Here is a 25,769-nt window from a genome sequence, read left to right as displayed (position 1 = left end):
TCCATAATTTCACGCCGCCCTTTCCGAGCATAAAACAGCCTATCGATACCTATGCAAAACGCTTTTTATGAACCATGGCAATAAAATCATAAACCGGAAGGTCTGCCAAATTCCCCCGGCGGCTTATAACGCATAAAGCCAAGGACAATAAGGCACAAAAAAAGGCACATAAGCTGTGCCTTTTTTTATCTTATTGAAAATAAAAACGTATTAATTTTCAACTGCGGCATGGACACGGGCTGTCACATCATCAAGAGGCGTCAATACCGCCGTGGCAGTCAATACGACGTCGGTTGAACTATTCAGCGCGGTTTCCGTGGAGTCTTGAAGAACACCGATGATAAAGCCTACGCCGACAACTTGGAAAGCAATATCGTTGCTGATGCCGAAAAGGCTGCAAGCCAAAGGAATAAGCATCAAGGAACCGCCTGCAATGCCTGACGCCCCGCAAGCGCACAAAGAAGCGACAACGCTCAATAACAATGCGTCTAATAGATTTACTTGGATACCGAGCGTGGTAGCGGCAGCCAAGGTAAGCACGGTAATGGTGATTGCGGCGCCCGCCATATTGATAGTAGCGCCTAGAGGAATGGAAATGGAGTAAGTAGATTCAGGCAAGCTCAGACGGCGGCACAAATCCATATTCACAGGAATGTTGGCGGCGGAAGAACGGGTGAAGAATGCCGTCACCCCGCTGTTTTTAATGCAGAACCAAATAAGGGGATATGGGTTTTGACGGAGTTTTGCGTATACGATAATCGGATTGACGATAAAAGCCACAAAGAACATTGAACCGAGAAGCACTGCCAAAACCCGCACGTAGCCGACAAGAACGTCAATGCCAAATTCACCGACAACAGTATATACAAGACCGAAAATACCGAAAGGAGCGCAGCGCACAATCATTCTTACGACATCGGAAACGGTATGTCCCAAATCAATAATGAATTTTTTGGTTGTATCGGAACAATGCTGGAAACCGAAACCAAAAGCGACAGCCCAAAAGATGAGGGAGATGTAGTTTGCTTGGGAAAGAGCCGTAATCGGGTTCGTAACAACCTGCACAACCAAGTTTTTCAAGACTTGGCTGACAGTCTGCACGGCTTCGCCGGCTTCGGCAGCTTGCAATTGCAACGTGGTCGGAAACATGAAACTTGCAATGACAGCGATAAGGGCTGCGGCAAAGGTGCTTACCAAATACAAAACAATCAAAGGTTTGATTTTTGTTTCAGTCCCTTTTTCATGGTTTGTCACGGAAGCACAGACAAGAGTGAAAACAAGGACCGGAGCAATAGCTTTCAGCGCCCCGACAAACAAATCGCCCAAAAGGGAAAAACTGCCCGCATAACTTGGAGCAACAACGCCCAAAAACACACCTAAAACCATACCGATACAAATAAGCAGGATTAAAGATGATTTCATGTACCAATTTAAAGCTGAACCAAAAAAGCCAGCGTTTTGTAAACTCATAATGACCTCTCTTACAAATGAAAGATTTACAGTTTGCACTGTATGCTTATTTTTTCTGTTTTGCAACAATTATTCATAAAACAAATACCGCCGGCAAAAATTATTGTTTCCGTTTTATGCCTATTATGTTGGGAAGCTTTACGGTTCCTTTTAAAAAAAGCATAATGTTTTCCTCATGTTGCCATAAAAAAACAGTCTTTTTCCTGTATGCCATGCTCGCCTCCGCACCGCCTTCCGCATACATGGCTCTTTTAATTCTTAACGGACCGTTTTTATGCAGTACAGTACGAAATTCTTGAACGGTCAGAGGTTTTGATGCATACATCAATAGGATTTCATTATCCTCGTCCTGAGCGACAGCGGCAATGGAATGCCGCCGCTGCGCTTTCCATTCGCTTTGATTGTCAGGCAAATCGACGAGTTTAAAATTCTGCACCACAACGCTGTATTTTTTCAGCGCATTTTCAAGGGTCCTTTCTTTTTCCGTTTGCGAAAAGTAAGTGTCCAAATCCGGGTCATTATCGTAAATGATAGAACAGGAAGGAATTTTTCCCTGATATTTTTCATAAGGGCAAGAAACGAAAAACGCTCCCAGACTTTTTCCGATATGATTATTGTTATAAACGTCATTTTTCCGCAAATAGCCGATACTGGTTTTTCCGTCGGTCAAATACATGGACGAATTAATGACTGCCGTTAAATCATACTGCTGAAGCCAGACAAGCAAAGCCTTGCTTTCCGTCTTATCGGTCACGGCTCCGTATACGGAAAAATCAAAATATGCAGGGTCGAATTTCAGAATATCAAAATCGACAGTTACGGGTAATTTCTGATTTTCCCCTTCTCCCCTATCCCTCATGACGGTTTCCGACATTCTCAAGAATTGCAGGCCTTTTTCAACGGGCTGCCACGTATTGGCTTTCAATATGTCAAAAGGATAGGGCTTATCAGTATCTTTATCAACAACAACCACATCGGGAGGTTTCGCCCGCACTTCTCCCAAAAAAGCAACAAATGCCAAAAACAACGGCAATACTACAAATTTTATTGCTTTTTGAAAAAAAATAACCATGTTAACCTATATAAAAAGAGTTTTTTTTCCATAGCATTGACAATGCTATAATTAGTTGATATGTTTTACATGGTTTGTGCTTTTCTGTAAAGAGAAATTACTGAAAGTAAATGCTTCTTTATTGGTTGAAGGAACGCGCCGCCCTGCTGACTGTTGGGAAAACCTTTATTTTGAGAGAGAAAACTATGCAAAAAGAACTCGTTGAATTTATCACCAAATCTCTTGTTGACAATCCTGATTCTGTGAAAGTTCGTGAAATCGAAGGAGAACAAACTTCCGTGCTTGAGCTTACCGTCGCAAAAGAAGACTTAGGAAAAGTCATCGGCAAGCAGGGACGCACGGCTCGCGCCATCCGCACCTTGCTCGGCGCTGTGTCAGCAAAAACCCGCAAACGTGTTGTTTTAGAAATTTTAGAATAATGCCTGCCGACCGTTCCCTTATCGTTATAGGCAAAATCACAAGGCCTCATGGAATCCGCGGCGAACTTTGCGTTCAGTATTATGCGGAATCCTATGATTATTTTGATAAAAATCAGGTGCTTCTCAAAATCGGGAAAATACCGCCCAAAGCTTGTGTCATAAAAACCTATAAGGAACAAGGGAATATGCTTATTCTTAAAATTGAAGGCATAAACTCAAGGACGGACGCTGAATCATATCGCAACTACGAACTCGTTATTACTGAACAATCTCTCACTGATGCCGATTTGCAGGCCTTAAACGAACAAGAAGAAACGGAAACCGCTCCCTATCTTCATCAAATCATAGGCTGCACAGCTTTTGTCGGAAATACCCCCCTAGGTATTATTGATGAAATTTCATTTCCAGCAGGGCAAGAAATTTGGTTCATTCATCATGAAGAACAAGAAATTCTCTTCCCTGCTGTTTCAAATTTTATTGAACGCTACGATTTGGAAAACAACGCCGTTTATCTTTGCCCCCCGCCAGGATTGTTGGAAATCTATTTGGAACAGCCGGATAAGGAAAAAACGGTGAAGCGGCAGCCCGGCACGCAAACGAAAAACGCTTCCCAAAAAGACAAGGTTTCAATTCCTCAACCCCCTTCCCGTTCATAAGCTTTTCCCATGCAGTACCATATTGTCACCCTTTTTCCCGAATGGTTTTCCTCCCCTCTTCACACCGCCCTTTTCGCCAAAGCCGAACAAACGGGAATTGTCGGTGTCGATTTTTACAATCCCCGCGATTATACCCGAAACAAACACAACAAAGTCGATGACAGCCCCTATGGAGGAGGTCCCGGCATGGTGCTTGCGGTCCAGCCCATTTTAGACGCTATCCGCGCCATTCCCCAAAAAGGACGCCTTATCGCCCTTACTCCGGCAGGAGAACCCCTTACCCAAAAACTGGCTGAAGAACTTTCCAAAGAAGAACATCTGACCTTGATTTGCGGACGCTATGAAGGGTTTGATGAACGGCTTTACGAGCTTTTGCCCATACGGCGCATAAGCATCGGCGAAGCTGTTTTAAACGGCGGAGAAGTGGCGGCTCTCGCCCTTATCGAAGCGACAGCACGTCTGCAAGACGGTTATATGGGAAAAAACGAATCGGGCACAGAAGAAAGTTACGCGCAAAACCTTTTGGAATATCCCCATTTCACACGCCCGGAAGATTTTATGGACTTGGAAGTTCCGGAAGTTCTGCAAAAAGGCAATCATAAGGAAATCAGCTCTTGGCGGCGCGAACAATCCCTCGCCATGACATACAGGTACAGACCCGACCTTCTGGCGAAGGCGCAGCTTTCCGAACAGGACAGAATGTTTCTCAAAACAATGCATAAACGCTCTTTCGCCAAAAACATCCATATCGCCCTTGTTCATCACCCCGTATTATTGAAAAACAATACGGCGGGAACAAGTTCCGTCACAAATCTTGATATTCATGACATATCGAGAATCGCCTGCACCTATGGAATTTCTTCCCTGCAAATCGTCACCCCTGTCCAAGACCAAAAAGTTCTTGTCGAAGAATTGATTACGCACTGGACGCAAGGGGACGGAGCAAAAACAAACCCGGACAGGGCGAAAGCCTTGGCGCTTGCGCACCTTGCCGGCAATTTGGAAGAAGCATGCCAAAATGTCGAACGTATTTCAGGCATAAGACCTATTTTAATCGGCACAAGCGCCAAAGCCGAAAAAGACAAAAAAGGGCGTGAAAAACGGCTTGCGGTTCCTTTTCCGCAAGTCGCCGAACTGGCAAAGGAAAATTGCCTTTTGCTCGTTTTCGGAACAAGCCACGGATTGGCGCCCGAAGCGCTGGAGCAATGCGGCTGTTTGCTTCCTCCCCTCCGCTATATGGGAGAATATAACCATTTGCCTGTGCGGTCCGCCTGCGCAATCATTTTGGACAGGCTTTTAGGCGACTGCAATTAAATTTAAAATTTTCCCAAAAAATCGCTTGCAAAAATTTTTAAATCTGCTAATAAATACCGTTCCTATTGATAGTAATTTTTTACTTTTATCGGGCTTCCGACGATAAAAATTGCATTAAATTTTTTCCATACAAAAATTTAAGTTGCTTTTATCAGAAAAATAGGTAATTAATATTATTTGCTTCTTGGCACCACATACTGCCATGCAACCTAATAGATAAATTCCTCGCAAGGAGAGGCATCATGAATATTCTCAGAAAGATTGAAAGCGAACATTTACGTACCGATATTCCTCAATTTCGCTCCGGTGACACTGTGAAGGTTCACCTCAGAATTGTTGAAGGCGAAAAAGAACGTATCCAAGTATTCCAAGGCAATGTTATCCGTATAAAACGCGGTTCCACCGATGCTTCTTTCACTGTTCGTAAAATTTCCGATGGTGTGGGCGTTGAACGTATCATTCCTTTACATTCTCCTTTTATCGACCATATCGACGTTGTAAGCCGCGGTCGCGTACGCCGTTCTCGTCTTTACTATCTCCGCAATCTTCGTGGTAAGGCTGCGCGTATCAAACCTCGCAACAATTACTAAGATTTTCAACATGCCCATTTATTTTCGTATGGGCGAGATATTCTGCCCCTCCCGAAGTTTTCGGGTGGGGTTTTTGTGTTTGGAGCAGCAGCATGGCTAAAAGAAAAGAACTGATCAATCACGGTATCTTATACCGTCCTCATGATTTGGCAAACGAAAACATTTGCGCAGGCATTGACGAAGTCGGTCGCGGCTGCCTGGCAGGTCCTGTTGTGGCAGGCGCCGTTGTTTTTCCAAAAGACTTTGATTTGATCGGTTTGGACGATTCAAAAAAACTTTCCGAAAAAGAACGCCTTTGCCTTGACGGTGAAATTAAAAATCTTGCTTGGGCTTGGGGAATCGGACTTGTTTGGCAAAAAACGATAGAAGAAATCAATATCCTGCAGGCAAGTCTTCTTGCCATGGCGCGCGCCATAGCCGCATTAAAAATAAAATTTCCTCAAACCGACCCTAAAATATATCTGATAGACGGAACATTCCCCATTCCCCCGTTTTATCTGGCAAAATACAGCTTATCGCCCTTGTCCCAAAAAACCATCGTACAAGGCGACGCCTTGGAGCCAAGCATTTCGGCAGCTTCCGTCATCGCCAAAAATTTTCGGGACAAGCTCATGATAAAAATGGACGAACGCTACCCCGGATACGGCTTTGCTTCCCATAAAGGCTACGGCACAAAAGAGCATAGGCTCGCCATTCAAAAGCACGGACCATGCCCCCTGCACCGTATGGACTTTAAATCCGTACGTCCCAAAAGCATGGAACAGGGAAGCCTATGCTGAAAAATCTTTTATCCGTGATTTCCAGACAAATCACGGCACCGAAAAATTCCATGCTCGGCAGGAAAGGCGAGAAAAAAGCCTGCCGGTATTTGAAACAAAATTCCTATGCCGTCCTTGAAAGGAACTGGAAATCGCACCCTTACGAAATAGACATCATTTGCATGGACAAGAAAAACAAAGAACTTGTTTTCGTGGAAGTGAAAACACGCCATAACGAGGACAGAGAACAAAGCCTTGAGGCCTTTACCCCGAAGAAACAGCAAAACATCATCAAAGGCGCAACCCTGTATTTAAACCAAAAAGGGCTTTGGGATCACCCCTGCCGTTTCGATTTGATTTGTATCAACGGCGAAACCTTGGAACTGGAGCATTTTTGCAATGTCATCACCCAATAATACGTTCGGCAAACTCCACATCGTGGCGACACCTCTCGGCAATGCCGGGGATTTGAGCCCCCGCGCCAGAAAAATTTTAGAAGAAGTTCCCCTCGTGCTTGCCGAAGACACCAAACGGGCGGGACTGAATTTCGCCCGCTGGGGACTTAAAGCCAAGCGCCTTATCAGCTTCAATGACCATAGCGAAGAAAAAAAATTGGAGCATGCCCTGAATTTTTTGCAGCAGGGTGAAGATATTGCGCTTATTTCCGATGCCGGCATGCCTGTCATTTCCGACCCCGGATATTTAATCGTCAAAGCCTGCCGGGAAAAAAACATTCCCGTTACCGCCATTCCCGGCGCGTCCGCACCTGTCACAGCCTTGGCGGGAAGCGGCATTGCTCCCAATCCTTTCACTTTTTTCGGCTTTTTACCGCGAAAAACAAGCGACATGGAAAAAACCCTCGCACCGTATGCAAAAATTTTTTCCACCCTTGTTTTTTTTGAGCGTAAAGACAGAATTGCGGAAACCCTAAAATATCTGTATACTCTTTTAGGCGCCCGTGATGTTTGCATTGCAAGGGAACTGACCAAAGAACATGAGGAATTCATTTTCCTGAATCTGGAAACTGTTCCGGACCTTGGACATTTACTGGGAGAGCTGACCGTCATTGTCGGTCCTCCTCTTGAAATCAGCAAAAGTTCCCGGCAGGAAGTGCAGGCAATCATACGGGAAGAAAAAAGCTTAGGCGGTTCGCCGAAGCAAATAGCCAAACGGGTGCAAACGCAATGCCACGGCTGGACAACAAGTGAGATTTACACACTCGTCACAAGAGATTAAAGGATATTTCCATGAGCAAACATCCAAAAAGCCCTTCTTTTTTAGCGGAAAACAGAAAAGCCAGGCAATATTATGAATTGCTTGAATTTTTTGAAGCCGGCATCGTGCTCACCGGTCCGGAAGTGAAAAGCATAAGACAAGGACGTGTCAGCTTTACCGACAGCTATATTGATTTTAAAAACGGCGAAGCCTTTGTTATGAACATGCATATCAGCCCCTATTCCAATGCGGGTTATATGGTTCAAAATCCCGGCAGGGACAAAAAGCTTCTTTTGCATAACCAAGAAATCAAACAGCTTACGGCAAAAGTCGAACAAAAAGGACTGACCGTCGTTCCTTTGAAAATGTATTTGAAACACGGCAAAGTGAAACTGGAAATAGCCCTCGCCCGCGGGCGCAAACTCCATGATCAGCGTGACGAACTCAAGCGCCGTGCGGAAAACAGGGATTTGGAAAGAGAACTTGCAAGAGGATAACCCATTCAACCAAAATAAGGCTTGCAAGTACGTTTTCCATACGATATACTTTGCTATCAAAAAAGGTATACGCAAAAAGGATTTGATATGAAGCTTTCAAAGCAATGCTTTCTCATAACTCTTTTGTTTTTTGTTTTCACCCTTTCGTCCTGCGTGCAAACGCTTCCCATTTCCAACAGCCTTTTCAATCCCAATGATGAAGAAGCTTGGGTGCAGGACTTGGTTGGCAAAACTTCCGCCGAACAAAGCGAAATAGCCGCAAAAGTCTGGTCCGACAGCTCCAAACCTCTCAAACTCCGTGACAGAGCGACCTATATTCTCGCAAGCAGAAACAACGCCAACACCAAAGTCGCCCTCAGTTCGTTGGCTTCCCAATGTGCTCAGTCCACCGACGAATACAAAAAATACATGGAAGAAACATTATTCCATGATTTGAATGCTGTTCCGGATACGGATCTTGCCGCAAACCTGAAACTTATTTCACCAAGCTCCGAAACATACTTCCCCTATAATTTGATAATCTTCACAGCCGCAAAACGCGGACTTTTGCCTAACAACCAAGAAATTCTCAGCAAATTCAAAAACCAAAACTACTTTAAAAGCCCTTACATCACCATTGAAAAAACCCCGACAAGCAATTACGTGACAGCCCAAAACGGCTCTGTCGCCATGCTTCTTCCCCAAAGCGGCCCGTACAGCACATTCTCACGGCAAATCATCACAGGTGCGAAAATCGCCCAAAAACTCCTCCAAGAGCAAGGCATACAATGGAATATCACCTTCATTGACACCCAAGACCCCAACTGGATAAGCTACCTTGAGGAATTGCCCCAAGAATGCGCGGTTATCGGCGGTCCACTGCAAACCAACATCTACCAAACCCTTTACAACAGCAAACTCACCAGCCAAAAAATCTTTTTCACGTTCCTTACCCGCCTGCCGGAACACAGCATGGAAGGCGTTGACGCGTGGCGTTTCTTCACCAGCCCCGAAGACCAGATCACAGCGGTTCTCAACGTGGCGCAAAAAGATTTGGGAATAAAAAGCTTCGGCTCCTTTTATCAAAACAATACTTACGGAAAAGGAATGAACACCCTTTTTACGAATATGGCGAAAGAAAGGGGGCTGTCCGTTTACAGCATGGCATATTCCGATAAGGATGTGCACGAACTCAATTCCATAACGCAAAAATTCCTTGACTCGAGAACCCCCGAAAAAGGAAAGCTGCCTATCGCAAAACGTCCTATCGACGCCATTTTCTTCCCTGATGTTTGGAAAAAAATGGATATGATTATTTCCTATATGCAATACCATGGCGGGCACAAGAAAGTCATGCTCGGCACATCCCTTTGGGAACAAAGCTTGAACAATCCAGCCAATATCAATTCCCAAACGTTTGCTCTGACGCTTTTCCCCGTTTCTTACGACAGCAAACGGGAAAGCCCTTATAAGGAATTTTTCCAAGGGGAACTGAACAAACAGCAAAGCATCGGAACAAACTGGATTGCATTGGGCTTTGACTTTGTGCTCATGTCCAGTCAACTGCAAATACAAAAAAAAGAACCAAACCAAGAGGTAAACCGAAAACTTTCCGCACTGAAAGTCGATTATATCGGCGCGCCGTTCGTTTATTCCGCGCAAGGCAAACTTTCCAGAGAACTCATAATCAACCAGCCCGCCCGAAACGGACGCACCCCTTTCAATAAGGAAGCGTTTTTGCTTTACCAAAAAAACGGAAAGGCTCTGCCGAACCTTGACGATGAAACCAAAACAAAACAAGAGCAGAAAGAAGAACAAAACGCCCTTGACGCATTAATCCAATCCATTCTCAACTAAAAAGGATATACCATGACAACTTCCGCCCAAGACTTAGCCCACCTTTGCAAGCTTGCAAAACTCTCTCCGGACGAAAAAACGCTTGAGAAAATATCCCGTCAATTTACTGATATCATAAATTATATCGATACATTGTCAGAAGCGAAAACAGAAAATACCGCCCCTCTTTATTCTCCCGTGTTTCATGAAAGCGCAGTCCGTGAAGACAAAGCGTTCCGCAAACAAACTCCGGAGCAAATTCTCAAAAACGCACCGGAAACAGACGGAACATATTTCATCGTGCCAAAAATAGTAGAAGGAAAATAAATAATGATTACCCGCAGCATAACGGAAATAAAAAAAGCCCTTGCCAAAAAAGAAATCAGCGCAACGGAACTGACCCGCTCCTGTCTTGAGCATATCGATAAAACAGATGAAAAACTCGGAGCATTCATCAATATTTATCCGGAACAAGCCTTGCAAAAAGCCAAAGAACTTGATGAAAAAGGCTTTGACGAAACCATGCCTCTTTGGGGCGTTCCCGTTTCAGTGAAAGACGCCCTTGCGACGAAGAATATGAAAACAACGGCAGGCTCCAAAATTCTGGAAAATTTCATTCCGCCCTATTCCGCTTTCGCTGTTGAACAACTGGAAAAAGCGGGCGCCATTATTTTGGGCAAAAACAATATGGACGAATTCGCCATGGGAAGCACCTGCGAAAATTCCGCGTTTAAAGCCGGTTCAAATCCTTGGAATACGGACTGCGTGGCCGGCGGCTCAAGCGGCGGTTCCGCCATCAGCGTTGCAAGCTGCCAGTCTTTTGCTTCGCTCGGCACCGATACGGGCGGTTCCATACGCCAGCCAGCTTCCCTTTGCGGCTGCGTGGGACTAAAACCGACCTATGGACGCGTTTCCCGATACGGACTTTTAGCCTATGCTTCTTCTCTCGACCAAATCGGACCTTTTACGCGCACGGTTGAAGACGCAGCCCTCATTCTTTCCGTGATTTCAGGGCACGATGAAAGGGACAGCACTTCCTCCCCCCGTGAAAAAGAAGATTTCACAAAGCTTTTCCAACATCCTCAGACGGATTTGAACAATATCACCATCGGTCTGCCAAAAGAATTTTTTGAAAGCGAGGCTATGGACGGCGAAATTGCGGAACTCTGCCAAAACACCATACAAGAAGCAAAAAAATTGGGAGCGAACATAAAAGAAGTTTCCATGCCCCATCTTACGTATTCCATCGCTTCTTATTATATCATCGCCTCGGCGGAAGCGAGCTCCAACCTTGCCCGTTACGACGGAATCCGCTATGGACACAGAACAAACCAACCTCAGGATTTGGACGAACTGTATACCATGTCAAGAACGGAAGGTTTCGGCGAAGAAGTCCAGCGCCGCATTTTGCTTGGAACCTATGTTCTTTCAGCAGGGTACTACGATGCCTACTATAAAAAAGCCGCTCAAGTCCGCCGCCTTATCCGCGATGACTATGTCAATGCCCTTAAAGAATGCGATGTGCTCCTAGCCCCCGTGTCCCCTATTACGGCATGGAAAAAAGGAAGCGTGACCGACCCTCTGCAAATGTACCAAATGGATATTTTCACCCTTTCTTTGAACCTTGCGGGACTTCCCGGTCTTGCAATTCCCGTGGGTATGGCGCACAATATGCCCGTAGGCATGCAAATTATCGGCTCCGCATTCGACGAAGCGAAACTTTTTACTGTCGGACACAGCCTTACAAACCATTTGGGAACAAACAACCAATACAAATTTTAATTATACTGATCTGAAAGGAATTGAGCATGGGTTTCAAAGCGTATGGCGCCTTGCCATTTTATCCGGGTCCCGTAACCATTCACCCGAAAATTGCAAAAGTCATGCATAAGGATTTCGCTCCGCCCCGCTTCGGAACGGAATACACGGAACTTTATGCCGATCTTACGAAAAAAATCCAAAAAATCTGCAATACGGAAAATGAGGCGATTTTCCCGACAGGCGAAGCCATGGTCGGTCTTTGGGGTGCATTAAAAAGCTGTTTGAAGGCAGGTGACAAGGTCGTTACGGTTGGAACCGGTGTTTTTGGCGACGGCTTTGCCGATATGGCGGAAAGTCTGGGCTGTGTTGTCGATAAGGTTTCTTTCCCCTACGACAGCACCATTACCCGGAACGATTTGGAACGTATTGACGAAGCGATTAAGCGCACCAAACCTGTGATGATCACCGCCGTTCATTGCGAAACGCCTTCAGGTACGCTCAACCCTCTTGAAGAACTCGGAAAACTCAAAAAAGAACGCAATGTGCCTTTATTGGTTGTTGACGCCGTCGCCAGCATGGGCGGAGCTGAAATAAAAACTGACGCATGGAACTGCGATATTCTGCTCGGCGGTTCGCAGAAGTGTTTTTCCTGCCCTCCTTTCACGGGCATCATGCTTGTAAGCGATACAGCTTGGGAAATTGCGGAAAAAGTAGGCTATGCCGGATATGACAGTATTCTGCCTTTCCACAATGCAGCCGAAAATCCCATGAAATTTCCTTACACTCCTTGTTATACCGGCATACAGGCTTTGCATAAGTCCGCGCAGCTGCTTGAAAAAGAAGGACTTGAAACTGTATACCGCCGTCACCTCGAAGTTGCCGAACTATGCAGAAACGGCTTGAAAGAACTTGGCATACCGCTTTGGACAAGCCCCGAAGCCGTCAATTCCCCAACCTGCACGGCTGCCATGCTGCCAAAAGGGTTTGATTTCAAGTCATGGAAATGGGCTCTTGCCGAATATGGCATGTACATTGCGGGCAGTTTTGGTCCCATGGACGGAAAAATATTCAGAATCGGACACATGGGAACGCAAGCCAAAAAAGAAAAAATGGAAAACGCGTTGAAAATAATGAAAAAAGTTCTCAAAAAACGCAAATAATATTGAAAAAGCAAAGGAAAATCCATGGTTCTGAAAGAATATCTTTTGCAAACCGCCAAACAAATTCAAGATATTGAAGCAAAAGCGAAAAAAATGCTGTCCTCGGAAAACAAGCAGGAATATGTCAGCTGCATGCATGAAAAAGCACACATTCTTGCAGCGCTATACGACAACGCCCGAAAACAAGACATTTCGGATATTGAACAAGCGGAAAACGTTTTACTGACCCTGCACGGATTTTCCGAAAGTGCCAAAAAATCTTTGCAGGTAAATTCTCCGTGGTTCATGTCCGCGCTCCTTTACCCGGAAGATTACCGGGAGGGCGAACCCAATAATCTGGAAAAACTTATCCAAAGCCTGTAAGAATGCACTCGATTTTAAATGATGTTCTCATTTCCGATGATTCATGGCTTTTCGCTTATGAGGGCACAAATGCCATCCATTCCATTTTGCAGGGAAAATCTTCCCTCAATAAGGACCAAATACAAGCATGGAAACAGGAATTGGAACAACGGCAAAGCTTTTGCGCCTCTTTCGGCGCTGCCTATCATTTTATCATTCTTCCGCTCAAGCAATGCGTTTATAAGGAAAAATTAAAACACTACCCCATTTCCGACAACCGCCCCGCCATGCAGCTGCAAGAGCATACGCCTGCAAAGTATCCCCTGTCCTTTTTTCAGGAACTCAAAAAACAAGAGCATTGCTATTATCAATACGATACCCACTGGAACGATTTTGCCTGCGACCAATTATATGCCGGTCTATTAAAACAGAAGCTTCCCTCAGGCTTGGAAAAATTTTACACAACACCTTTGCATGATTTATGGATAAAAATAAGCTCCGAGCCTTGCCCGCAAGCCCTGTGCTGGCGCTACCCGCAAAACAACATCATTTATTACAACGAGATAGTCAACGTCGGAGGATTGATTCTTTGCGAAAACCCAAAACACAGCCGTTTGGTCGGGGTTATTTTCGGGGATTCCTTCACCCGCTTTTCCATAAACACTATCAGCCAATATTTCAGCCATGTTTTCTTTTTTCAGACAACAGGTTTCGATAAGGAAATTTTGCGGCAAATTCAGCCCGACATCGTTATTAATTGCCATGCGGAAAATTTTATCCATGCGGCGGAGGAAATCCGTTTTCAAAGTTTTTTTGAAGCCCTGCTCTATAAATTTCTCATTTCCGGCGACAAAACCGTTTTGCAGCAAAAAGAGCTTGTACGCTACGCGCTCTTCATGCCGGAAGAGCAAATTGAGATTTTGCAAGAACTTATTCTCTTATTCCGCAATCCGAAATTCACTCTTGAACAAATCATAGAACATCTTGGCACAAGGCATAAACTCAATAAAGAAAGATTGATACAGCTTGTTTCCTACAAAAAAGTTTCCTAAGATACTTATTCCGCCATATTTTTCTTCAATTGCTGCAATGCGTCTTTAATTTCCTCAAAACGCAATTCCCTGTATTGCTCATAGCGTTTAGGCTCGACACCGATTCGTTCAAGATTTCCGTTATGCTCGATTTTTATGGAAACAGGCTCTTTTTTTTCTGTAAAAAAGGCACATGCCTTATTGGAATAACTCGCTAAAATACTTCCGATAAGTTGCAATTCTTCAGCAGGAACCGGCTTATTTTCGGTTTGACGGACAATGCAGTAAGGACTTGGGAAATGTTCAATCCGCAAAATATAATCGCTTTCTTTTTGATATTGCCGCATTTGCTCGTTATCAGCCTGCTTGCGCCCGATACTGACCCAAATATTTCCGTTCCAAAGCTGGCGTCCGTGATTTGCCAGAAAAAAATCATTAGCGCTCGGCTTTCGCACTTTTTGCATGACTTCGTAATAACGCCGCGCATTTTCCTTTTCCGTGAGTTTGCAGCCGCCGCCTGCGGTCGGAATATCAACGATATTGAAACGCTTTGCCAAAGAAAGCTGTTCTTTCCTGCCCCGTCCATACAATCCCAGAAGCTTTTCCCGGTCCACCTCGCCGGACAACTCAACGGGCAATGCCTCCATATGCAAAGCGGATAAAGGACGAAGCAAAATATCCCTCACCTCGGCGTCACGCCGTATCACATTCAACGTATCACGCCGCTGCGACATGGGGCGCTGCCCCAAAACTTCGCCGGAAATTAAAAATTTCGCCCCATATTCCGCCATAAGCGCTTTGGCTTTTTTCATCATGATAATTTTGCAGTCGACACAGGGGTTTAATGCGCTGCCAAAGCCGTTTGCAGGATTACTGCAAAGCATTTGACAATATTCGTCGGAAATGTCAACAGGCAGTATTTCCAATCCGTATTTTCTTTCCCAAAAAGGAACGGCGGCGTTATCCCCAAAAAAAGGACTGGTAAAATGCAGGCAAAGGATTTTTTTTCCCTGCTCCATCATCAGCCTTGCGGCTAAAATACTGTCCAAGCCACCGGAAAAAAGAGCTAATGCGTCATATTGTTTCATCATGAAAAAAGTATAGCAAAGACAGGCAAAAAGGCAAGCGAAGAAGTCCGCACGTTCCCTTGCCGCAATTTTCCCTTATTTGACAGCCAAAGCCAAAAAGGTTATAAACAATATATTGATAGCATACTTAAAAAGGAAATATACTATGGCAAAAAAGCCCACGCTTTCACAAGAAGACGCAAAATTGGAAGCTCTGAAAACCGCTCTCACCACCATTGAAAAAAAATACGGCCAAGGTGCTGTCATGAAATTATCAGACAACGCCCATGTGCAGGTTCCTGTTATTCCTACAGGTTCTATCGGATTAGACCTCGCCCTCGGTATTGGCGGAGTGCCCAAAGGACGCGTTACGGAAATTTACGGACCTGAATCTTCAGGCAAAACGACCCTTACCCTGCACGTTATCGCAGAATGCCAAAAACAGGGCGGCACCGCGGCTTTTATTGACGCCGAACACGCACTTGATACGACCTATGCCGCGCGCCTCGGCGTAAAAGTCGATGAACTGCTCATTTCCCAACCCGACCACGGAGAACAAGCCCTTGATATTGCCGATATGCTTGTACGCTCCGGAGCTGTCGACCTGGTCGTCATCGACTCCGTCGCCGCCCTCATTCCCCAATCGGAATTGGAAGGCAATATGGGCGAAACCCAAGTCGGCGGACATGCCCGTCTTATGAGCCACGCGCTGAGAAAATTAACAGGCACTATCCACAAATCCAGAACCTGCGTAATTTTTATCAACCAAATCCGTATGAAAATCGGCACCATGGGCTATGGAAGCCCTGAAACCACGACCGGCGGAAACGCTCTTAAATTTTACAGCTCCGTGCGTATGGACATCAGAAAAATCCAAACGCTGAAAGATAAGGAAGAATCATATGGGGCGACAACCCGTGTCAAAGTCGTGAAGAACAAAATGGCTCCTCCTTTCAGGGAAGCGAAATTCGATATTATTTTCGGCACAGGTATTTCCCGCTCCGCCGAAATCATTGATTTAGGGGTTACTGCCGGAATTATCGACAAAAGCGGCGCATGGTTCGCGTACGGTTCTGAAAAATTGGGGCAGGGACGTGACAACGTGCGTACCATGCTTGATGAAAACGAAGCTCTCCGCAGTGAAATCGAAGCTAAGGTCATTGAACATTTAGGCATGAATTCCGATATGCTCTCAAGCATGGATGAAGACGATTTTGATGAACCGGGCGAGGAATAAGGGGATTTTTATGCTGACAGCTCAAGAAATACGTGAAAAATTTTTAGCTTATTTTGAAAAAAACAGCCACAAGAGAATAAACTCTTCTTCTCTCATCCCTCACAACGACCCCAGTTTGCTTTTCTGCAACGCGGGAATGGTGCAATTTAAAAATGTTTTTCTCGGACAGGAAAATATCGGAACAAAACGCGCCACCACCGCCCAAAAATGCCTGCGTGTGAGCGGAAAGCACAACGACTTGGAAAATGTCGGGCGCACAGCCCGCCACCATACTTTTTTTGAAATGCTCGGCAACTTCTCTTTCGGCGATTATTTCAAAAAAGACGCAATGAACTTTGCTTGGAAATTTGTCACGGAAGAATTGAGTCTTCCCAAAGACCGCCTCTATGTTACCGTTTACATTGATGACGATGAGGCATTCAATTTATGGCGGGACGAAGTAGGCGTTGATGCTGACAGAATTTTCAGAATACCTGGAAAAGATAATTTTTGGAGCATGGGCGACACCGGTCCCTGCGGTCCCTGTTCTGAAATTTTCATTGACCAAGGCGAAGACATGACTTGCGGTGACAACTGCGGCATCGGAAAATGCGATTGCGACCGTTTTTTGGAAATTTGGAACCTGGTTTTCATGCAATATAACCAAAAAGCGGACGGAACCCGTGAACCCCTCGCCCACCCTTGCATCGACACCGGCATGGGCTTGGAACGCATTGCGGCTGTCTGCCAAAATAAACGCTCCAATTTCGACTGCGATCTTTTTCAGGATATTATCCAATTCACAGCGAACGATGCGGGCGTTGCTTACAGCAACAGCCTGCCTGACACCAACGATGTGGACACTGCCCTGCGGGTTATTGCGGACCACAGCCGTGCAGCCGCCTTTTTGATTGCAGACGGCGTTCTTCCTTCCAATGAAGGGCGGGGCTATGTTTTGCGCCGTTTAATCCGCCGAGCTTTGCGCTTCGGCACCCTTATCGGCTTGAACAAAACGGCGTTCATGTACAGAACCGTCGGAAAAGTCATTGAAATTATGGGCAAGGCCTATCCGGAGCTTGTGAAGAGCCAAGATTTTATTCTCAAAGCCGTACATGAAGAAGAAGACCGCTTCCGCCTTACCCTCGATAAGGGCTTACTCCTTTTGGAAGAAGAAATCCAAACCCTGAAAACGCAAAAGAAAACAGTCATCGCGGGCGGCGTTGCTTTCAAATTATACGATACGTATGGTTTTCCTCTTGATATTGTTGACGACATCGCCAGAAAACACAATTTCAGCATTGATGTTGACGGTTACAACAATGAAATGAAACGGCAAAAAGAACGGGCAAGAGCGGCATGGAAAGGTTCCGGCGAAAAGGATTTGGCCACACGCTTTAAAACGGTCCTGACGGAAAACGTTCAATCACGGTTTGTCGGGTATGAAACCCTGCATGCTGAAAGCAAAATTTTATGCATTTTGGACGAAAACGCCCAAAAAACGGAAAAACTCGCAGAGGGCAAACGCGGTTATGTCATCACGGAAAAAACTCCTTTCTACGGTGCAGGCGGCGGACAAATCGGTGATACGGGCTGTATCAGCACCGGAACATCACAAATCAGGGTTGACGACACCCTGAAAATTCAACAAACCATCATACATGAAGTTGCTGCGGAACAAGGAAATCTCTGTACAGGCGAAACTGTCGTGCTCCAAGTGAACGATAAAAACAGGCAAGCAACGGCAAGAAACCACACCTGCACGCACTTGCTGCATTCCGCCCTGAAAGCAGTTTTAGGCGAACACGTCAACCAAGCCGGGTCCATGGTGAACGCCGAACGCCTGCGTTTTGACTTCAACCATATTTCCCCCATGACAGAAGAGGAAATCGCCTTGGTTGAATGCAAAGTCAATCAAATGATTATGGGAGCATATCCTGTTATCGCCGAAGAAATGAGCCAAAAAGAAGCCCAGGAAAAAGGCGCTGTCGCCCTTTTCGGTGAAAAATACGGAAACACCGTGCGCGTGCTTAGCGTTGGCAATGGAAAAGAAACGGTTTCCATGGAACTTTGCGGAGGAACACATTTATCCAATACAGGCGAAGCAGGGTTGTTCTTAATCGTATCCGAATCCGGTGTGGCTGCCGGCACCCGCCGTATTGAAGCTGTCACGGGCTGGAACGCCATCCGCCAAGTAAAAGCCCTGCGTGAAGAAAGCAAAGCTCTTTGCCATGAACTCAAAGCAAAACAAGGGGAAATCCTTCCTCGTGTCGACGCTTTGCAAAAAGAAATCAAAAGCTTACGCAAAGAACTTGATAAAGCCAATGCCTCAGCCAGCGGCGATATCATGAATGCTGTGCAAGAAATAAACGGCATCAAAATCCTGAGCCAAAAAGTTCCGAGCATGAGCGTGAAAGCGTTGCGTGATTTAATGGATGATGTCCGCTCCAAACTGCCAAGCGGTGTGGCTCTTCTTGCTATGGAAGACGGCGGCAAAGCGTCCCTTATTCTTTATGTGTCAAAAGATTTGCATGCGAAATACACAGCGCCAAGCTTGATTAAAGAAATTGCCGCATGTATTGACGGTTCCGGCGGAGGACGTCCCGATGTAGCCCAAGCGGGCGGAACAAAACCTCAAGGCATCAATGACGCCTTGGAAAAAATCAAGACATTACTTTAAACAAAAAAGCTCCCCAAATACACGGCACCCCATTTATTGGCGAAAACAAAACCGATAAATGGGGTGTTTGTTTGTCCTTACGTTTCTATGTATTTGCTTTTTACGCCTCATTATTTTTACGGAGTTCTAATAATTTTTTAATAAAATATTCTGCATGACTATTACGCTTCGTTTTAACTAAGAAAAACAATCTGCCGCAAAGAATATATTCATACAGCAATGTTCTATGCAGGCATTAAAGCTCTGAGTTGGGATAATCAAAAAATTTTTTTCAGCGCATTTACCATGTATAGAACGACGAGTTCATATTAAAATACTTTTCACCGCTCCAATCCGTACGCAACCATTTTCTTTTATTTGCAAAACCTCATGCAATGTATCGGTAGAATTATCCTATCCCGCTCATTTCACACACCAAAATCCATATAAAAAAACATTAAAAAAATGTGCTTTTTTTGTTGACAGGCAAATAAAAGTTATGTACAAAAGTGTTTCGTCAAGCGGGAGTAACTCAGCGGTAGAGTGCAACCTTGCCAAGGTTGAAGTCGCGGGTTCAAATCCCGTCTCCCGCTCCAGACAAAAAAATTGCATATACGGCGGCTTCGCCAAGTGGTAAGGCAGAGGCCTGCAAAGCCTTTATCTCCAGTTCAAATCTGGAAGCCGCCTCCATATATGCGGGAGTAACTCAGCGGTAGAGTGCAACCTTGCCAAGGTTGAAGTCGCGGGTTCAAATCCCGTCTCCCGCTCCAAAAATTCAGTCCTTTCAGCAAAAGCTGAAAGGACTTTTTTATTTCAAAATTGAAATTCTTATCACCTGTGCACATAATGACTAAAAATTTCAAACCTAAAACACTGCTTGCTTTTTCACTTTTGTAAAAGTTTTTCAATATCGGCAGGGCTTAGGATATTTCCCATGGCGACCACGTTTTCATCAATCACAATGGCGGGAGTGCTCAGCACGCCATATTCCATGATTTTTTGTAAATCCGTCACATAGTCGACTTCCACGACAAGCCCCATATTCTGCACAGCTTGTTTGGCATTTTCAAATTGCGTATGACATGAAGAACAACCGGCGCCCAATACTTTGATACTGCTTACTGTTACATTGCCGCCCTTTGCAAGTTCGTTTCCGCTGCCCGCAGAATTATTTGCGGAATTATCAACAGCTTTGTTTTTCTTTCCAAAAAAGAACATACTATCCTCCCGTCATATCAGTAAAAAATGTACTGCATTGAAAAAATATCCTATAAGAATAATCCCGACAACGCAAATTCCGATAAAAATACCAAGCAATTCAGGCTTAACCGCCTTACGGAGCATCACAAGAGAAGGAAGCGACAACGTTGTCACGCCCATTAGGAACGAAAGGACAACGCCAAGCTGCGCCCCTTTGGCAAGCAATGCTTCCGCAATGGGAATCGCCCCAAAAATGTCCGCATAAATGGGAACCCCTGCAAACGTGGCAAGAATAACCCCGAACGGGTTATCATCACCAAGAAGCCCCACGATAATGTTTTCAGGTATCCAGTTATGGATAAAAGCCCCGATACCAACCCCGATTAGAATATATGGCGCAACTTTTTTCACAATGAATGCAACCTGACCACGGGCATACCGCACGCGATCCCCAAAATACAATTCCCGTTCCATGCCGTCAACGGAGCTTCCGTTGCGCACAAAATCTTCCACATACTCTTCAAGCCGTATTTTTTCAATCACAGTTCCGCCGATAACTGCAATAACCAAACCCAAAAAAACATACGCAAGAGCGATTTTCCAACCAAAAATGCTCATTAATAAGACAAGCGACCCCAAATCGACCATGGGCGAAGAAATCAGAAAAGAAAACGTTACGCCCAAGGGCAGCTTAGCCCTTGTAAAACCAATAAAAAGCGGAATGGACGAACAAGAACAAAAAGGCGTCACCGTGCCAAGCAAGGCAGCCAAGATATTGGCAGTAACGCCCTGAAATCTTCCCAAAATTCTTTTTGTCCGTTCGGGAGGAAAATAACTTTGAATATAAGAAATAAGAAAAATGAGCAAACAAAGCAAAAAGAAAATTTTTACCGTGTCATAGAGAAAAAATTGCAGACTCCCCCCAATCCTCTCACGAACATCCAAACCAACACCATTCAGCATATCCCCAAGCAAGCGATTGAGCCAATGCATGCCCAGTATTTCCTTTTGAAAAAAATCCCAGATAATTTTTATTGATTCCATAACAGCTCCCACACCATAAACTTACTTCACGCAGCACGTATCATCAGCTGCAGAATTGCAGGACAATTCATTACGTTTATATAAATATTCCAACACAGCTATCGCATAGCCTATTCCGTCAGGCGATAAAGAATAATGCGCCCATTTTCCCTCTTTCCGCATGGACACCACTCCGGAATCACACAAAATTTTCATGTGATGGGATAACGTCGGCTGCGAAATATGCAGATTTTCCAAAAGTACGCACGCACATTTTTCTCCCGTGAGCAATAGTTTTAAAATCCGTATGCGGTTTTCATCACAGAACGCTTTGAACACAACAGGTATGTCCTTATCATTCAATATATCGGAATTATTCATTTATCCTCCTTTCCCGCAAAAAAATCCGTTAAAATTTTTTACTTGAAGTCCGTTTGAGTTCTTGTCATAATATAGACATATAGAAATATGTCAATATTAAAAATATTTTTTTTGACTTTTACCAGGATCTGTTCTGAATTGTTCAGAATTAAATTACCATAAACCATTTTTTACAATATTCTTAATATGCTTTTTTCTTTCAATACAATGAAATATCACGTTCTTATCGAAAAAATACACGGCAGACACCGAAAAAAACTCATCCGATCCCAACAAAAATTCTTGACACAACCAAGAAACTAAGGTTAAATTCACCTATCCGATTTCTATGTTACAAAAAATATCTCTATAGTTCAATGGTTAGAACAAAAGTCTCTGAAACTTTAGATACAAGTTCGAATCTTGTTGGAGATGCCAAATATCCAAATAAAACAAAGGCAGTCAATCTGCCTTTTTTTCATTCATATATCTTAAATTAAGTATCATATCTAAAAAAAATCCCTTTCATACTTTTCATAATTCAGCAAGCAAAATTCCTTTATACGATTACTTATTAGACAAAGCATAAGTTTTTATGCTATCTACAACCCATACATGAGATCAGACCGCCGTAAAAATTACACATGCATTGTATTTTTACAGCCTCTTTTTATTACTCTGAACTGGCAACAAAGTTGACATACCATACGATTTCAAACGCATACAATAAAAAAGAAAAATAAATACACTATGTTATATTTTGGCATTATATTTGCTAATGAAAAATAGACACGCTAAGGAGGCTTACCATGAATTTACAAGAAAGCGAACAAAGACTTGAAGAAATGAAAGCGGAACTCGCCAGACTCAACAGCCAATTTGATGAAATTATGAAACAAAACAATCTTACAGAAGCTGATTTGAAAAATAATGACAGTGAACTGCCAAAAGAAGTGGCAGACGCATGGGAAAAAGTAAAAAAACAAATTCAACAAGAACATTCCGTTCAAAAGCAAAACACGGCAAAAACGTCAAGCAGAAAAAACATCATCCGCATGTAGTGAAAAAGGAGAAAATCATGTCAATAACAAACATAAGCGGCAGCCAAGGAACACAAGGGGTTTCCGACTTTTCCTCCCTGGGGTCTTCAAGCAATATCCAGTTTATTTTTGCAAAGCTGCAATTGGAACAATCACAAATTTGCCGCACCAATGCGGAATCATATATCACAAAAATCCAAGCGGACCAAGAAGAACAAAAAAAATGCGCGGATATGATCGCACAAGCGAGAGAACTGCAAAATCAAGCGAAAACTGAAGACAAATGCACGGAAATGCCTAAGGAAATGCAAGACTATTTCAAACAAAACGGTCTGAGCTGGGACGAAACGGGCAATGATACCCACCACGACAAGGACGAATGGGAATACAATATCAAATCACTGATGAATTTCCAAGAAACCCTCGGTACGGCGACGCAAACCGATATGATTTATTTGCAGGACTATATGGGACAATACAATTCTTTCCTGCAAGGGGCGAACAAAGCCATTACCGAAACCAACCAAACCATGCAGTCTATTCTTACCCGCTAAGAAGAATAAAGGAAAAACCATGTCAAATGCCACCCAAGATTTTTTTACCGATACCGACATACAAAAAATTATCAACGGCATTGAAAAAGGGCTGACCATTGCCGAAGCAACCAGCATGGAAAACACAACCTTAGAGGGCTTATACACCCTTGCTTACAACTTTTATACAAACCGTGACTTTGAAAAAAAGGATTAAATCCCTGCATACCCACCTAATCTTTATTTATTGACATGAGCTGCACACCGAGCATGCCATTGATATCCACAATTTTTCCGGAAGCTATTTTCTTGCCGTTGGCGACTAAATTCACCGCCTCATCGAGATTTTTTGACAAAGCGAACGTATACCCTGAACGTAATGCCCGTATTTCAGCCACAGTCAGCATTCTTTGCTCCAATTCAAACCGAACCGTAACGGGAAGCGTATCCAAAGAAATCGAAGCTTCGTCCTTTTCCTGCGTTTCTTGCTCTGCTTTTATTTTCTTTTCTTCCTGTTCCATATTCTTTTCCCCGTCAGGTACCATTCGTTCCCATTTTTCAAAACGAACCGCGTTTAATGAACCGCCTTCAAAAACGGCAAGCAAATAGTTGTCAGCAAATTTTATACCATCAATCTGTTCATCGAAAAACGGAATGAAAATTTTCAACATATTATTTTTGGCTCTTGACCATTATCTTTTTGAGATTATGGTTAATAATAATGAAATTCAATAGATTAAGTAAGTATAAAATTAGAAAAATTATTAACTGTTTTTCAATGGATTTAACTGCCACTGCAACAAGTGAATTATTAAAGTTAAATCGTAAAACTGTTAACAATTATTTTACGGAATTTCGTGAGTTAATTCTTGAAGACAGCATTCAAAAACATCAAAAGGAGCTTGGAATATTTGAACTTGACGAAAGCTATTTCGGAGCCAAAAGAGTGAGAGGTAAGCGAGGACGCGGAGCTGCCGGCAAGACTCCTGTTTTTGGGGTCTTAAAGCGTGAGGGAAAAGTTTTTGTCAGCATAGTTCCAAGATGTTCAAGGGAAGAGTTATTGCCCATAATACAAGGAAAAATCCTTGAAGGCTCAACTATCCATACAGACGGCTGGAAAGCCTATGACGGTCTTATTTTGAATGGTTATACCTATTACAGGGTATTCCACCATGAAAACGAATTTGTGCGGGAAAAATCGCATGTGAACGGCATAGAAAGCTTCTGGAGCTTTGCTAAAAGACGGTTGGCGAAATTCAATGGTCTGACGGATGAAAAATTTATATTGCATTTAAAAGAATGTGAATGTAGATTTAACCTCAGAAATGAAAATTTTGCTGTTTTTATGGAACAACTTTACTTCAAAAATAAAAAGTGATGGTCTAGAGCCATTTATTTTATACCAATACAAAAAAGACCCCAAAAGGGGTCTTCATATTTTGAAACTGTGTAAAATCGGAATTACTTAATTTCAACAGTCGCACCGGCTTCGGTGAGTTGTTTCTTAGCTTCTTCAGCTTCTTCTTTGGAAACTGCTTCTTTAAGAGTTGCGGGAGTTCCGTCAACTTTGTCTTTTGCTTCTTTAAGTCCGAGACCGGTAAGAGCACGAACAACTTTGATAACGCCGATTTTGTTAGCGCCGGCATCTTTCAAGATGATGTCGAATTCTGTTTTTTCTTCTTCAGCAGGAGCAGCAGCACCGCCGGCAGCAGGAGCCATTACCATTGCAGCAGCAGGAGCAGCAGCGGAAACGCCGAATTTTTCTTCCAATTCTTTGATGAACTCAGAAAGTTCAAGTACAGTCATATTAGCAATAAAATCAACAACTTGTTCTTTAGTTACAGACATGGGATTTCTCCTTGAAATTTTGTAATAATCTTTGGCAAAAAATTAATAAAATTATGCAGCTTTCTTGGACTCAAGGTCTTTAAGCGCATAAAGAAGCGGACGGACCATATTGGCCATGAGAGATACCAAACCGGTTGGTACTTGGTTCATAGTGCCAAGAGCTTGTGCAATAAGCTGTTCCTTGCTTGGCATCTTAGCGAGAGCATCAACATCAGCCTGAGATAATGCTTTTCCTTCTAAGCTACCGCAACGGATTGCAAACAACTTACTGTCTTTAGCAAAGTCACTAACCGCTTTGGCAACAGCCACAGGGTCACTGAATCCAAGAGCAATGGCGCAGTTTTCTTTGAAATTTTCAGAGATTACTGCATGCGTAGTGTCAGATAAAGCAATACGTGCAAGAGTGTTTTTTACAACATAATATTCACCGCCGGCTTGACGGATTTTTACTCTTAACGCGGTCAGCTCTTCCACACTCATACCCTTGAAATCAGTAACTACAACAATAGAAGCATCCGCAGCTTTTGCACGGACTTGTTCTATAATCGCAGCTTTTTCTGACTTATTCACGTGAAACTCCTTCACGTTAGGGTTTGAAATCTGGAAATGCCGAGCCAAAGAAAATGTCTGGGCAGGATTTAGGAACCTGCTGTCTTCGACTCGAAAATTTCAGCCTTAGCCATATATCATATTAAACCATATAAAGAAGAATATAGCCATAAAGGC

General features: G+C 43.8%; 29 protein-coding genes and 4 tRNA genes. 24 read left to right on the top strand and 9 right to left on the bottom strand.

Features of this window, described 5'->3' with window-relative positions; translation table 11 throughout:
* Positions 1–210: 210 nt before the first annotated feature.
* Together sstT and JBF11_RS10035 are read right to left on the bottom strand one after the other, a co-directional pair.
* Positions 211–1,470, bottom strand: coding sequence for a serine/threonine transporter SstT (gene sstT / locus JBF11_RS10040; protein WP_334315327.1), 1,260 nt, complete (start codon positions 1,468–1,470; stop codon positions 211–213).
* Positions 1,471–1,570: 100 nt separating this feature from the next.
* Positions 1,571–2,491: a phosphodiester glycosidase family protein gene (locus tag JBF11_RS10035; protein WP_334315326.1), complete on the bottom strand. Its 921-nt coding sequence runs from the start codon at positions 2,489–2,491 to the stop codon at positions 1,571–1,573.
* A 236-nt stretch (positions 2,492–2,727) separates the two neighbouring features.
* On the opposite strand from JBF11_RS10035, the gene JBF11_RS10030 reads away from it, so the two are divergent.
* From JBF11_RS10030 to JBF11_RS09965, 14 genes are all read left to right on the top strand, one after another.
* Entirely contained in the window at positions 2,728–2,961 is a 234-nt protein-coding gene (locus tag JBF11_RS10030) for a KH domain-containing protein (RefSeq protein ID WP_334315325.1), read from the top strand.
* A complete protein-coding gene (rimM, locus tag JBF11_RS10025; RefSeq protein WP_334315324.1) occupies positions 2,961–3,617 on the top strand; it encodes a ribosome maturation factor RimM in 657 nt (218 codons plus the stop codon). Before JBF11_RS10030 ends, rimM begins: the two co-directional genes overlap by 1 nt.
* Positions 3,618–3,626: 9 nt before the next feature.
* Positions 3,627–4,931, top strand: a complete 1,305-nt coding sequence (gene trmD, locus JBF11_RS10020) for a tRNA (guanosine(37)-N1)-methyltransferase TrmD (protein WP_334315323.1) — start codon at positions 3,627–3,629, stop codon at positions 4,929–4,931.
* A 242-nt stretch (positions 4,932–5,173) separates the two neighbouring features.
* Positions 5,174–5,521: a 50S ribosomal protein L19 gene (gene rplS / locus JBF11_RS10015; protein WP_334315322.1), complete on the top strand. Its 348-nt coding sequence runs from the start codon at positions 5,174–5,176 to the stop codon at positions 5,519–5,521.
* Positions 5,522–5,613: 92 nt separating this feature from the next.
* On the top strand, positions 5,614–6,300 hold the full coding sequence (locus JBF11_RS10010; RefSeq protein WP_334315321.1) for a ribonuclease HII: 687 nt from the start codon (positions 5,614–5,616) through the stop codon (positions 6,298–6,300).
* Positions 6,294–6,695 carry a YraN family protein gene (locus JBF11_RS10005; RefSeq protein ID WP_334315320.1) on the top strand — a complete coding sequence of 134 codons (402 nt, stop codon included), beginning with the start codon at positions 6,294–6,296 and terminating at the stop codon, positions 6,693–6,695. The genes JBF11_RS10010 and JBF11_RS10005 overlap by 7 nt, the downstream gene beginning before the upstream one ends.
* Positions 6,679–7,515: a 16S rRNA (cytidine(1402)-2'-O)-methyltransferase gene (gene rsmI, locus JBF11_RS10000; RefSeq protein WP_334315319.1), complete on the top strand. Its 837-nt coding sequence runs from the start codon at positions 6,679–6,681 to the stop codon at positions 7,513–7,515. The genes JBF11_RS10005 and rsmI overlap by 17 nt, the downstream gene beginning before the upstream one ends.
* An 11-nt stretch (positions 7,516–7,526) precedes the next feature.
* Positions 7,527–7,991 (top strand): SsrA-binding protein SmpB, encoded by a 465-nt coding sequence (gene smpB / locus JBF11_RS09995; protein WP_334315318.1) that lies wholly within the window; start codon positions 7,527–7,529, stop codon positions 7,989–7,991.
* 87 nt (positions 7,992–8,078) lie between these two features.
* Positions 8,079–9,827: a type 1 periplasmic-binding domain-containing protein gene (locus tag JBF11_RS09990; RefSeq protein WP_334315317.1), complete on the top strand. Its 1,749-nt coding sequence runs from the start codon at positions 8,079–8,081 to the stop codon at positions 9,825–9,827.
* 12 nt (positions 9,828–9,839) lie between these two features.
* Positions 9,840–10,133, top strand: a complete 294-nt coding sequence (gene gatC / locus JBF11_RS09985; RefSeq protein WP_334315316.1) for an Asp-tRNA(Asn)/Glu-tRNA(Gln) amidotransferase subunit GatC — start codon at positions 9,840–9,842, stop codon at positions 10,131–10,133.
* Between the two features lie 3 nt (positions 10,134–10,136).
* The gene (gene gatA, locus JBF11_RS09980; RefSeq protein ID WP_334315315.1) at positions 10,137–11,588 is read left to right on the top strand and encodes an Asp-tRNA(Asn)/Glu-tRNA(Gln) amidotransferase subunit GatA; all 1,452 of its coding nucleotides are present in this window, start codon (positions 10,137–10,139) and stop codon (positions 11,586–11,588) included.
* 26 nt (positions 11,589–11,614) lie between these two features.
* The gene (locus JBF11_RS09975; protein ID WP_334315314.1) at positions 11,615–12,727 is read left to right on the top strand and encodes a pyridoxal-phosphate-dependent aminotransferase family protein; all 1,113 of its coding nucleotides are present in this window, start codon (positions 11,615–11,617) and stop codon (positions 12,725–12,727) included.
* 24 nt (positions 12,728–12,751) lie between these two features.
* On the top strand, positions 12,752–13,090 hold the full coding sequence (locus JBF11_RS09970) for a hypothetical protein (RefSeq protein WP_334315313.1): 339 nt from the start codon (positions 12,752–12,754) through the stop codon (positions 13,088–13,090).
* 2 nt (positions 13,091–13,092) lie between these two features.
* A complete protein-coding gene (locus JBF11_RS09965) occupies positions 13,093–14,121 on the top strand; it encodes an alginate O-acetyltransferase AlgX-related protein (RefSeq protein WP_334315312.1) in 1,029 nt (342 codons plus the stop codon).
* A 5-nt stretch (positions 14,122–14,126) separates the two neighbouring features.
* Here JBF11_RS09965 and JBF11_RS09960 read toward each other — a convergent pair whose 3' ends face one another.
* Positions 14,127–15,191: a tRNA(5-methylaminomethyl-2-thiouridylate) methyltransferase gene (locus JBF11_RS09960; protein ID WP_334315311.1), complete on the bottom strand. Its 1,065-nt coding sequence runs from the start codon at positions 15,189–15,191 to the stop codon at positions 14,127–14,129.
* Positions 15,192–15,333: 142 nt separating this feature from the next.
* On the opposite strand from JBF11_RS09960, the gene recA reads away from it, so the two are divergent.
* The 5 genes from recA to JBF11_RS09935 all read left to right on the top strand — a co-directional run bounded on the left by recA (position 15,334) and on the right by JBF11_RS09935 (position 19,809).
* Positions 15,334–16,404: a recombinase RecA gene (gene recA / locus JBF11_RS09955; protein WP_334315310.1), complete on the top strand. Its 1,071-nt coding sequence runs from the start codon at positions 15,334–15,336 to the stop codon at positions 16,402–16,404.
* A 10-nt stretch (positions 16,405–16,414) separates the two neighbouring features.
* On the top strand, positions 16,415–19,060 hold the full coding sequence (gene alaS, locus JBF11_RS09950; RefSeq protein ID WP_334315309.1) for an alanine--tRNA ligase: 2,646 nt from the start codon (positions 16,415–16,417) through the stop codon (positions 19,058–19,060).
* Between the two features lie 500 nt (positions 19,061–19,560).
* Positions 19,561–19,635, top strand: a tRNA-Gly gene (locus tag JBF11_RS09945).
* A 20-nt stretch (positions 19,636–19,655) separates the two neighbouring features.
* A tRNA-Cys gene (locus JBF11_RS09940) sits at positions 19,656–19,729 on the top strand.
* Positions 19,730–19,734: 5 nt separating this feature from the next.
* Positions 19,735–19,809 (top strand) — tRNA-Gly (locus tag JBF11_RS09935).
* Positions 19,810–19,924: 115 nt separating this feature from the next.
* Here the strand turns inward: JBF11_RS09935 and JBF11_RS09930 are convergent.
* The 3 genes from JBF11_RS09930 to JBF11_RS09920 are packed head-to-tail and all read right to left on the bottom strand — an operon-like array spanning position 19,925 to position 21,643.
* Entirely contained in the window at positions 19,925–20,257 is a 333-nt protein-coding gene (locus JBF11_RS09930; RefSeq protein ID WP_334315308.1) for a thioredoxin family protein, read from the bottom strand.
* A gap of 12 nt (positions 20,258–20,269) precedes the next feature.
* Positions 20,270–21,283, bottom strand: a complete 1,014-nt coding sequence (locus JBF11_RS09925) for a permease (RefSeq protein ID WP_334315307.1) — start codon at positions 21,281–21,283, stop codon at positions 20,270–20,272.
* Positions 21,284–21,304: 21 nt separating this feature from the next.
* Positions 21,305–21,643, bottom strand: a complete 339-nt coding sequence (locus JBF11_RS09920) for an ArsR/SmtB family transcription factor (protein ID WP_334315306.1) — start codon at positions 21,641–21,643, stop codon at positions 21,305–21,307.
* 342 nt (positions 21,644–21,985) lie between these two features.
* On the opposite strand from JBF11_RS09920, the gene JBF11_RS09915 reads away from it, so the two are divergent.
* The 4 genes from JBF11_RS09915 to JBF11_RS09900 all read left to right on the top strand — a co-directional run bounded on the left by JBF11_RS09915 (position 21,986) and on the right by JBF11_RS09900 (position 23,412).
* Positions 21,986–22,060 (top strand) — tRNA-Gln (locus tag JBF11_RS09915).
* Between the two features lie 371 nt (positions 22,061–22,431).
* The gene (locus JBF11_RS09910) at positions 22,432–22,683 is read left to right on the top strand and encodes a hypothetical protein (RefSeq protein WP_334315305.1); all 252 of its coding nucleotides are present in this window, start codon (positions 22,432–22,434) and stop codon (positions 22,681–22,683) included.
* A gap of 17 nt (positions 22,684–22,700) precedes the next feature.
* A complete protein-coding gene (locus JBF11_RS09905) occupies positions 22,701–23,216 on the top strand; it encodes a hypothetical protein (RefSeq protein WP_334315304.1) in 516 nt (171 codons plus the stop codon).
* Positions 23,217–23,235: 19 nt separating this feature from the next.
* Positions 23,236–23,412 (top strand): hypothetical protein, encoded by a 177-nt coding sequence (locus JBF11_RS09900; protein ID WP_334315303.1) that lies wholly within the window; start codon positions 23,236–23,238, stop codon positions 23,410–23,412.
* Positions 23,413–23,428: 16 nt separating this feature from the next.
* Here the strand turns inward: JBF11_RS09900 and JBF11_RS09895 are convergent, their stop codons facing one another.
* Positions 23,429–23,866, bottom strand: a complete 438-nt coding sequence (locus JBF11_RS09895; RefSeq protein ID WP_334315302.1) for a FliM/FliN family flagellar motor switch protein — start codon at positions 23,864–23,866, stop codon at positions 23,429–23,431.
* 50 nt (positions 23,867–23,916) lie between these two features.
* On the opposite strand from JBF11_RS09895, the gene JBF11_RS09890 reads away from it, so the two are divergent.
* Positions 23,917–24,573, top strand: a complete 657-nt coding sequence (locus tag JBF11_RS09890) for an IS1595 family transposase (protein ID WP_334316339.1) — start codon at positions 23,917–23,919, stop codon at positions 24,571–24,573.
* Positions 24,574–24,656: 83 nt separating this feature from the next.
* Here JBF11_RS09890 and rplL read toward each other — a convergent pair whose 3' ends face one another.
* Together rplL and rplJ are read right to left on the bottom strand one after the other, a co-directional pair.
* A complete protein-coding gene (gene rplL / locus JBF11_RS09885; RefSeq protein ID WP_286438234.1) occupies positions 24,657–25,043 on the bottom strand; it encodes a 50S ribosomal protein L7/L12 in 387 nt (128 codons plus the stop codon).
* Between the two features lie 51 nt (positions 25,044–25,094).
* Positions 25,095–25,613 carry a 50S ribosomal protein L10 gene (gene rplJ / locus JBF11_RS09880; RefSeq protein ID WP_286438236.1) on the bottom strand — a complete coding sequence of 173 codons (519 nt, stop codon included), beginning with the start codon at positions 25,611–25,613 and terminating at the stop codon, positions 25,095–25,097.
* Positions 25,614–25,769 lie beyond the last annotated feature (156 nt).

Origin of the sequence: Taurinivorans muris (assembly GCF_025232395.1) — a bacterium.
In the GTDB taxonomy this organism is placed as follows: Bacteria; Desulfobacterota; Desulfovibrionia; order Desulfovibrionales; family Desulfovibrionaceae; genus Taurinivorans; species Taurinivorans muris.
Note: the sequence above shows the minus strand (reverse complement) of the source record. Positions and strands in the feature narration are given on the sequence as shown.

Excerpts from the sequence above, each read along its gene's own strand:
- JBF11_RS10030 (WP_334315325.1), top strand. The coding sequence starts at position 2,728 with ATGCAAAAAGAACTCGTTGAATTTATCACCAAATCTCTTGTTGACAAT.
- JBF11_RS09895 (WP_334315302.1), bottom strand. The coding sequence starts at position 23,866 with ATGTTGAAAATTTTCATTCCGTTTTTCGATGAACAGATTGATGGTATA.
- JBF11_RS09900 (WP_334315303.1), top strand. The coding sequence starts at position 23,236 with ATGTCAAATGCCACCCAAGATTTTTTTACCGATACCGACATACAAAAA.
- smpB (WP_334315318.1), top strand. The coding sequence starts at position 7,527 with ATGAGCAAACATCCAAAAAGCCCTTCTTTTTTAGCGGAAAACAGAAAA.
- JBF11_RS09965 (WP_334315312.1), top strand. The coding sequence starts at position 13,093 with ATGCACTCGATTTTAAATGATGTTCTCATTTCCGATGATTCATGGCTT.
- JBF11_RS09920 (WP_334315306.1), bottom strand. The coding sequence starts at position 21,643 with ATGAATAATTCCGATATATTGAATGATAAGGACATACCTGTTGTGTTC.
- rplL (WP_286438234.1), bottom strand. The coding sequence starts at position 25,043 with ATGTCTGTAACTAAAGAACAAGTTGTTGATTTTATTGCTAATATGACT.
- gatC (WP_334315316.1), top strand. The coding sequence starts at position 9,840 with ATGACAACTTCCGCCCAAGACTTAGCCCACCTTTGCAAGCTTGCAAAA.
- JBF11_RS10010 (WP_334315321.1), top strand. The coding sequence starts at position 5,614 with ATGGCTAAAAGAAAAGAACTGATCAATCACGGTATCTTATACCGTCCT.
- gatA (WP_334315315.1), top strand. The coding sequence starts at position 10,137 with ATGATTACCCGCAGCATAACGGAAATAAAAAAAGCCCTTGCCAAAAAA.
- JBF11_RS09990 (WP_334315317.1), top strand. The coding sequence starts at position 8,079 with ATGAAGCTTTCAAAGCAATGCTTTCTCATAACTCTTTTGTTTTTTGTT.
- trmD (WP_334315323.1), top strand. The coding sequence starts at position 3,627 with ATGCAGTACCATATTGTCACCCTTTTTCCCGAATGGTTTTCCTCCCCT.
- JBF11_RS09930 (WP_334315308.1), bottom strand. The coding sequence starts at position 20,257 with ATGTTCTTTTTTGGAAAGAAAAACAAAGCTGTTGATAATTCCGCAAAT.
- JBF11_RS09890 (WP_334316339.1), top strand. The coding sequence starts at position 23,917 with ATGAAATTCAATAGATTAAGTAAGTATAAAATTAGAAAAATTATTAAC.
- JBF11_RS10005 (WP_334315320.1), top strand. The coding sequence starts at position 6,294 with ATGCTGAAAAATCTTTTATCCGTGATTTCCAGACAAATCACGGCACCG.
- JBF11_RS09975 (WP_334315314.1), top strand. The coding sequence starts at position 11,615 with ATGGGTTTCAAAGCGTATGGCGCCTTGCCATTTTATCCGGGTCCCGTA.
- rimM (WP_334315324.1), top strand. The coding sequence starts at position 2,961 with ATGCCTGCCGACCGTTCCCTTATCGTTATAGGCAAAATCACAAGGCCT.
- JBF11_RS09970 (WP_334315313.1), top strand. The coding sequence starts at position 12,752 with ATGGTTCTGAAAGAATATCTTTTGCAAACCGCCAAACAAATTCAAGAT.
- sstT (WP_334315327.1), bottom strand. The coding sequence starts at position 1,470 with ATGAGTTTACAAAACGCTGGCTTTTTTGGTTCAGCTTTAAATTGGTAC.
- JBF11_RS09905 (WP_334315304.1), top strand. The coding sequence starts at position 22,701 with ATGTCAATAACAAACATAAGCGGCAGCCAAGGAACACAAGGGGTTTCC.
- JBF11_RS09910 (WP_334315305.1), top strand. The coding sequence starts at position 22,432 with ATGAATTTACAAGAAAGCGAACAAAGACTTGAAGAAATGAAAGCGGAA.
- recA (WP_334315310.1), top strand. The coding sequence starts at position 15,334 with ATGGCAAAAAAGCCCACGCTTTCACAAGAAGACGCAAAATTGGAAGCT.
- JBF11_RS09960 (WP_334315311.1), bottom strand. The coding sequence starts at position 15,191 with ATGATGAAACAATATGACGCATTAGCTCTTTTTTCCGGTGGCTTGGAC.
- JBF11_RS09925 (WP_334315307.1), bottom strand. The coding sequence starts at position 21,283 with ATGGAATCAATAAAAATTATCTGGGATTTTTTTCAAAAGGAAATACTG.
- alaS (WP_334315309.1), top strand. The coding sequence starts at position 16,415 with ATGCTGACAGCTCAAGAAATACGTGAAAAATTTTTAGCTTATTTTGAA.
- rplS (WP_334315322.1), top strand. The coding sequence starts at position 5,174 with ATGAATATTCTCAGAAAGATTGAAAGCGAACATTTACGTACCGATATT.
- rsmI (WP_334315319.1), top strand. The coding sequence starts at position 6,679 with ATGTCATCACCCAATAATACGTTCGGCAAACTCCACATCGTGGCGACA.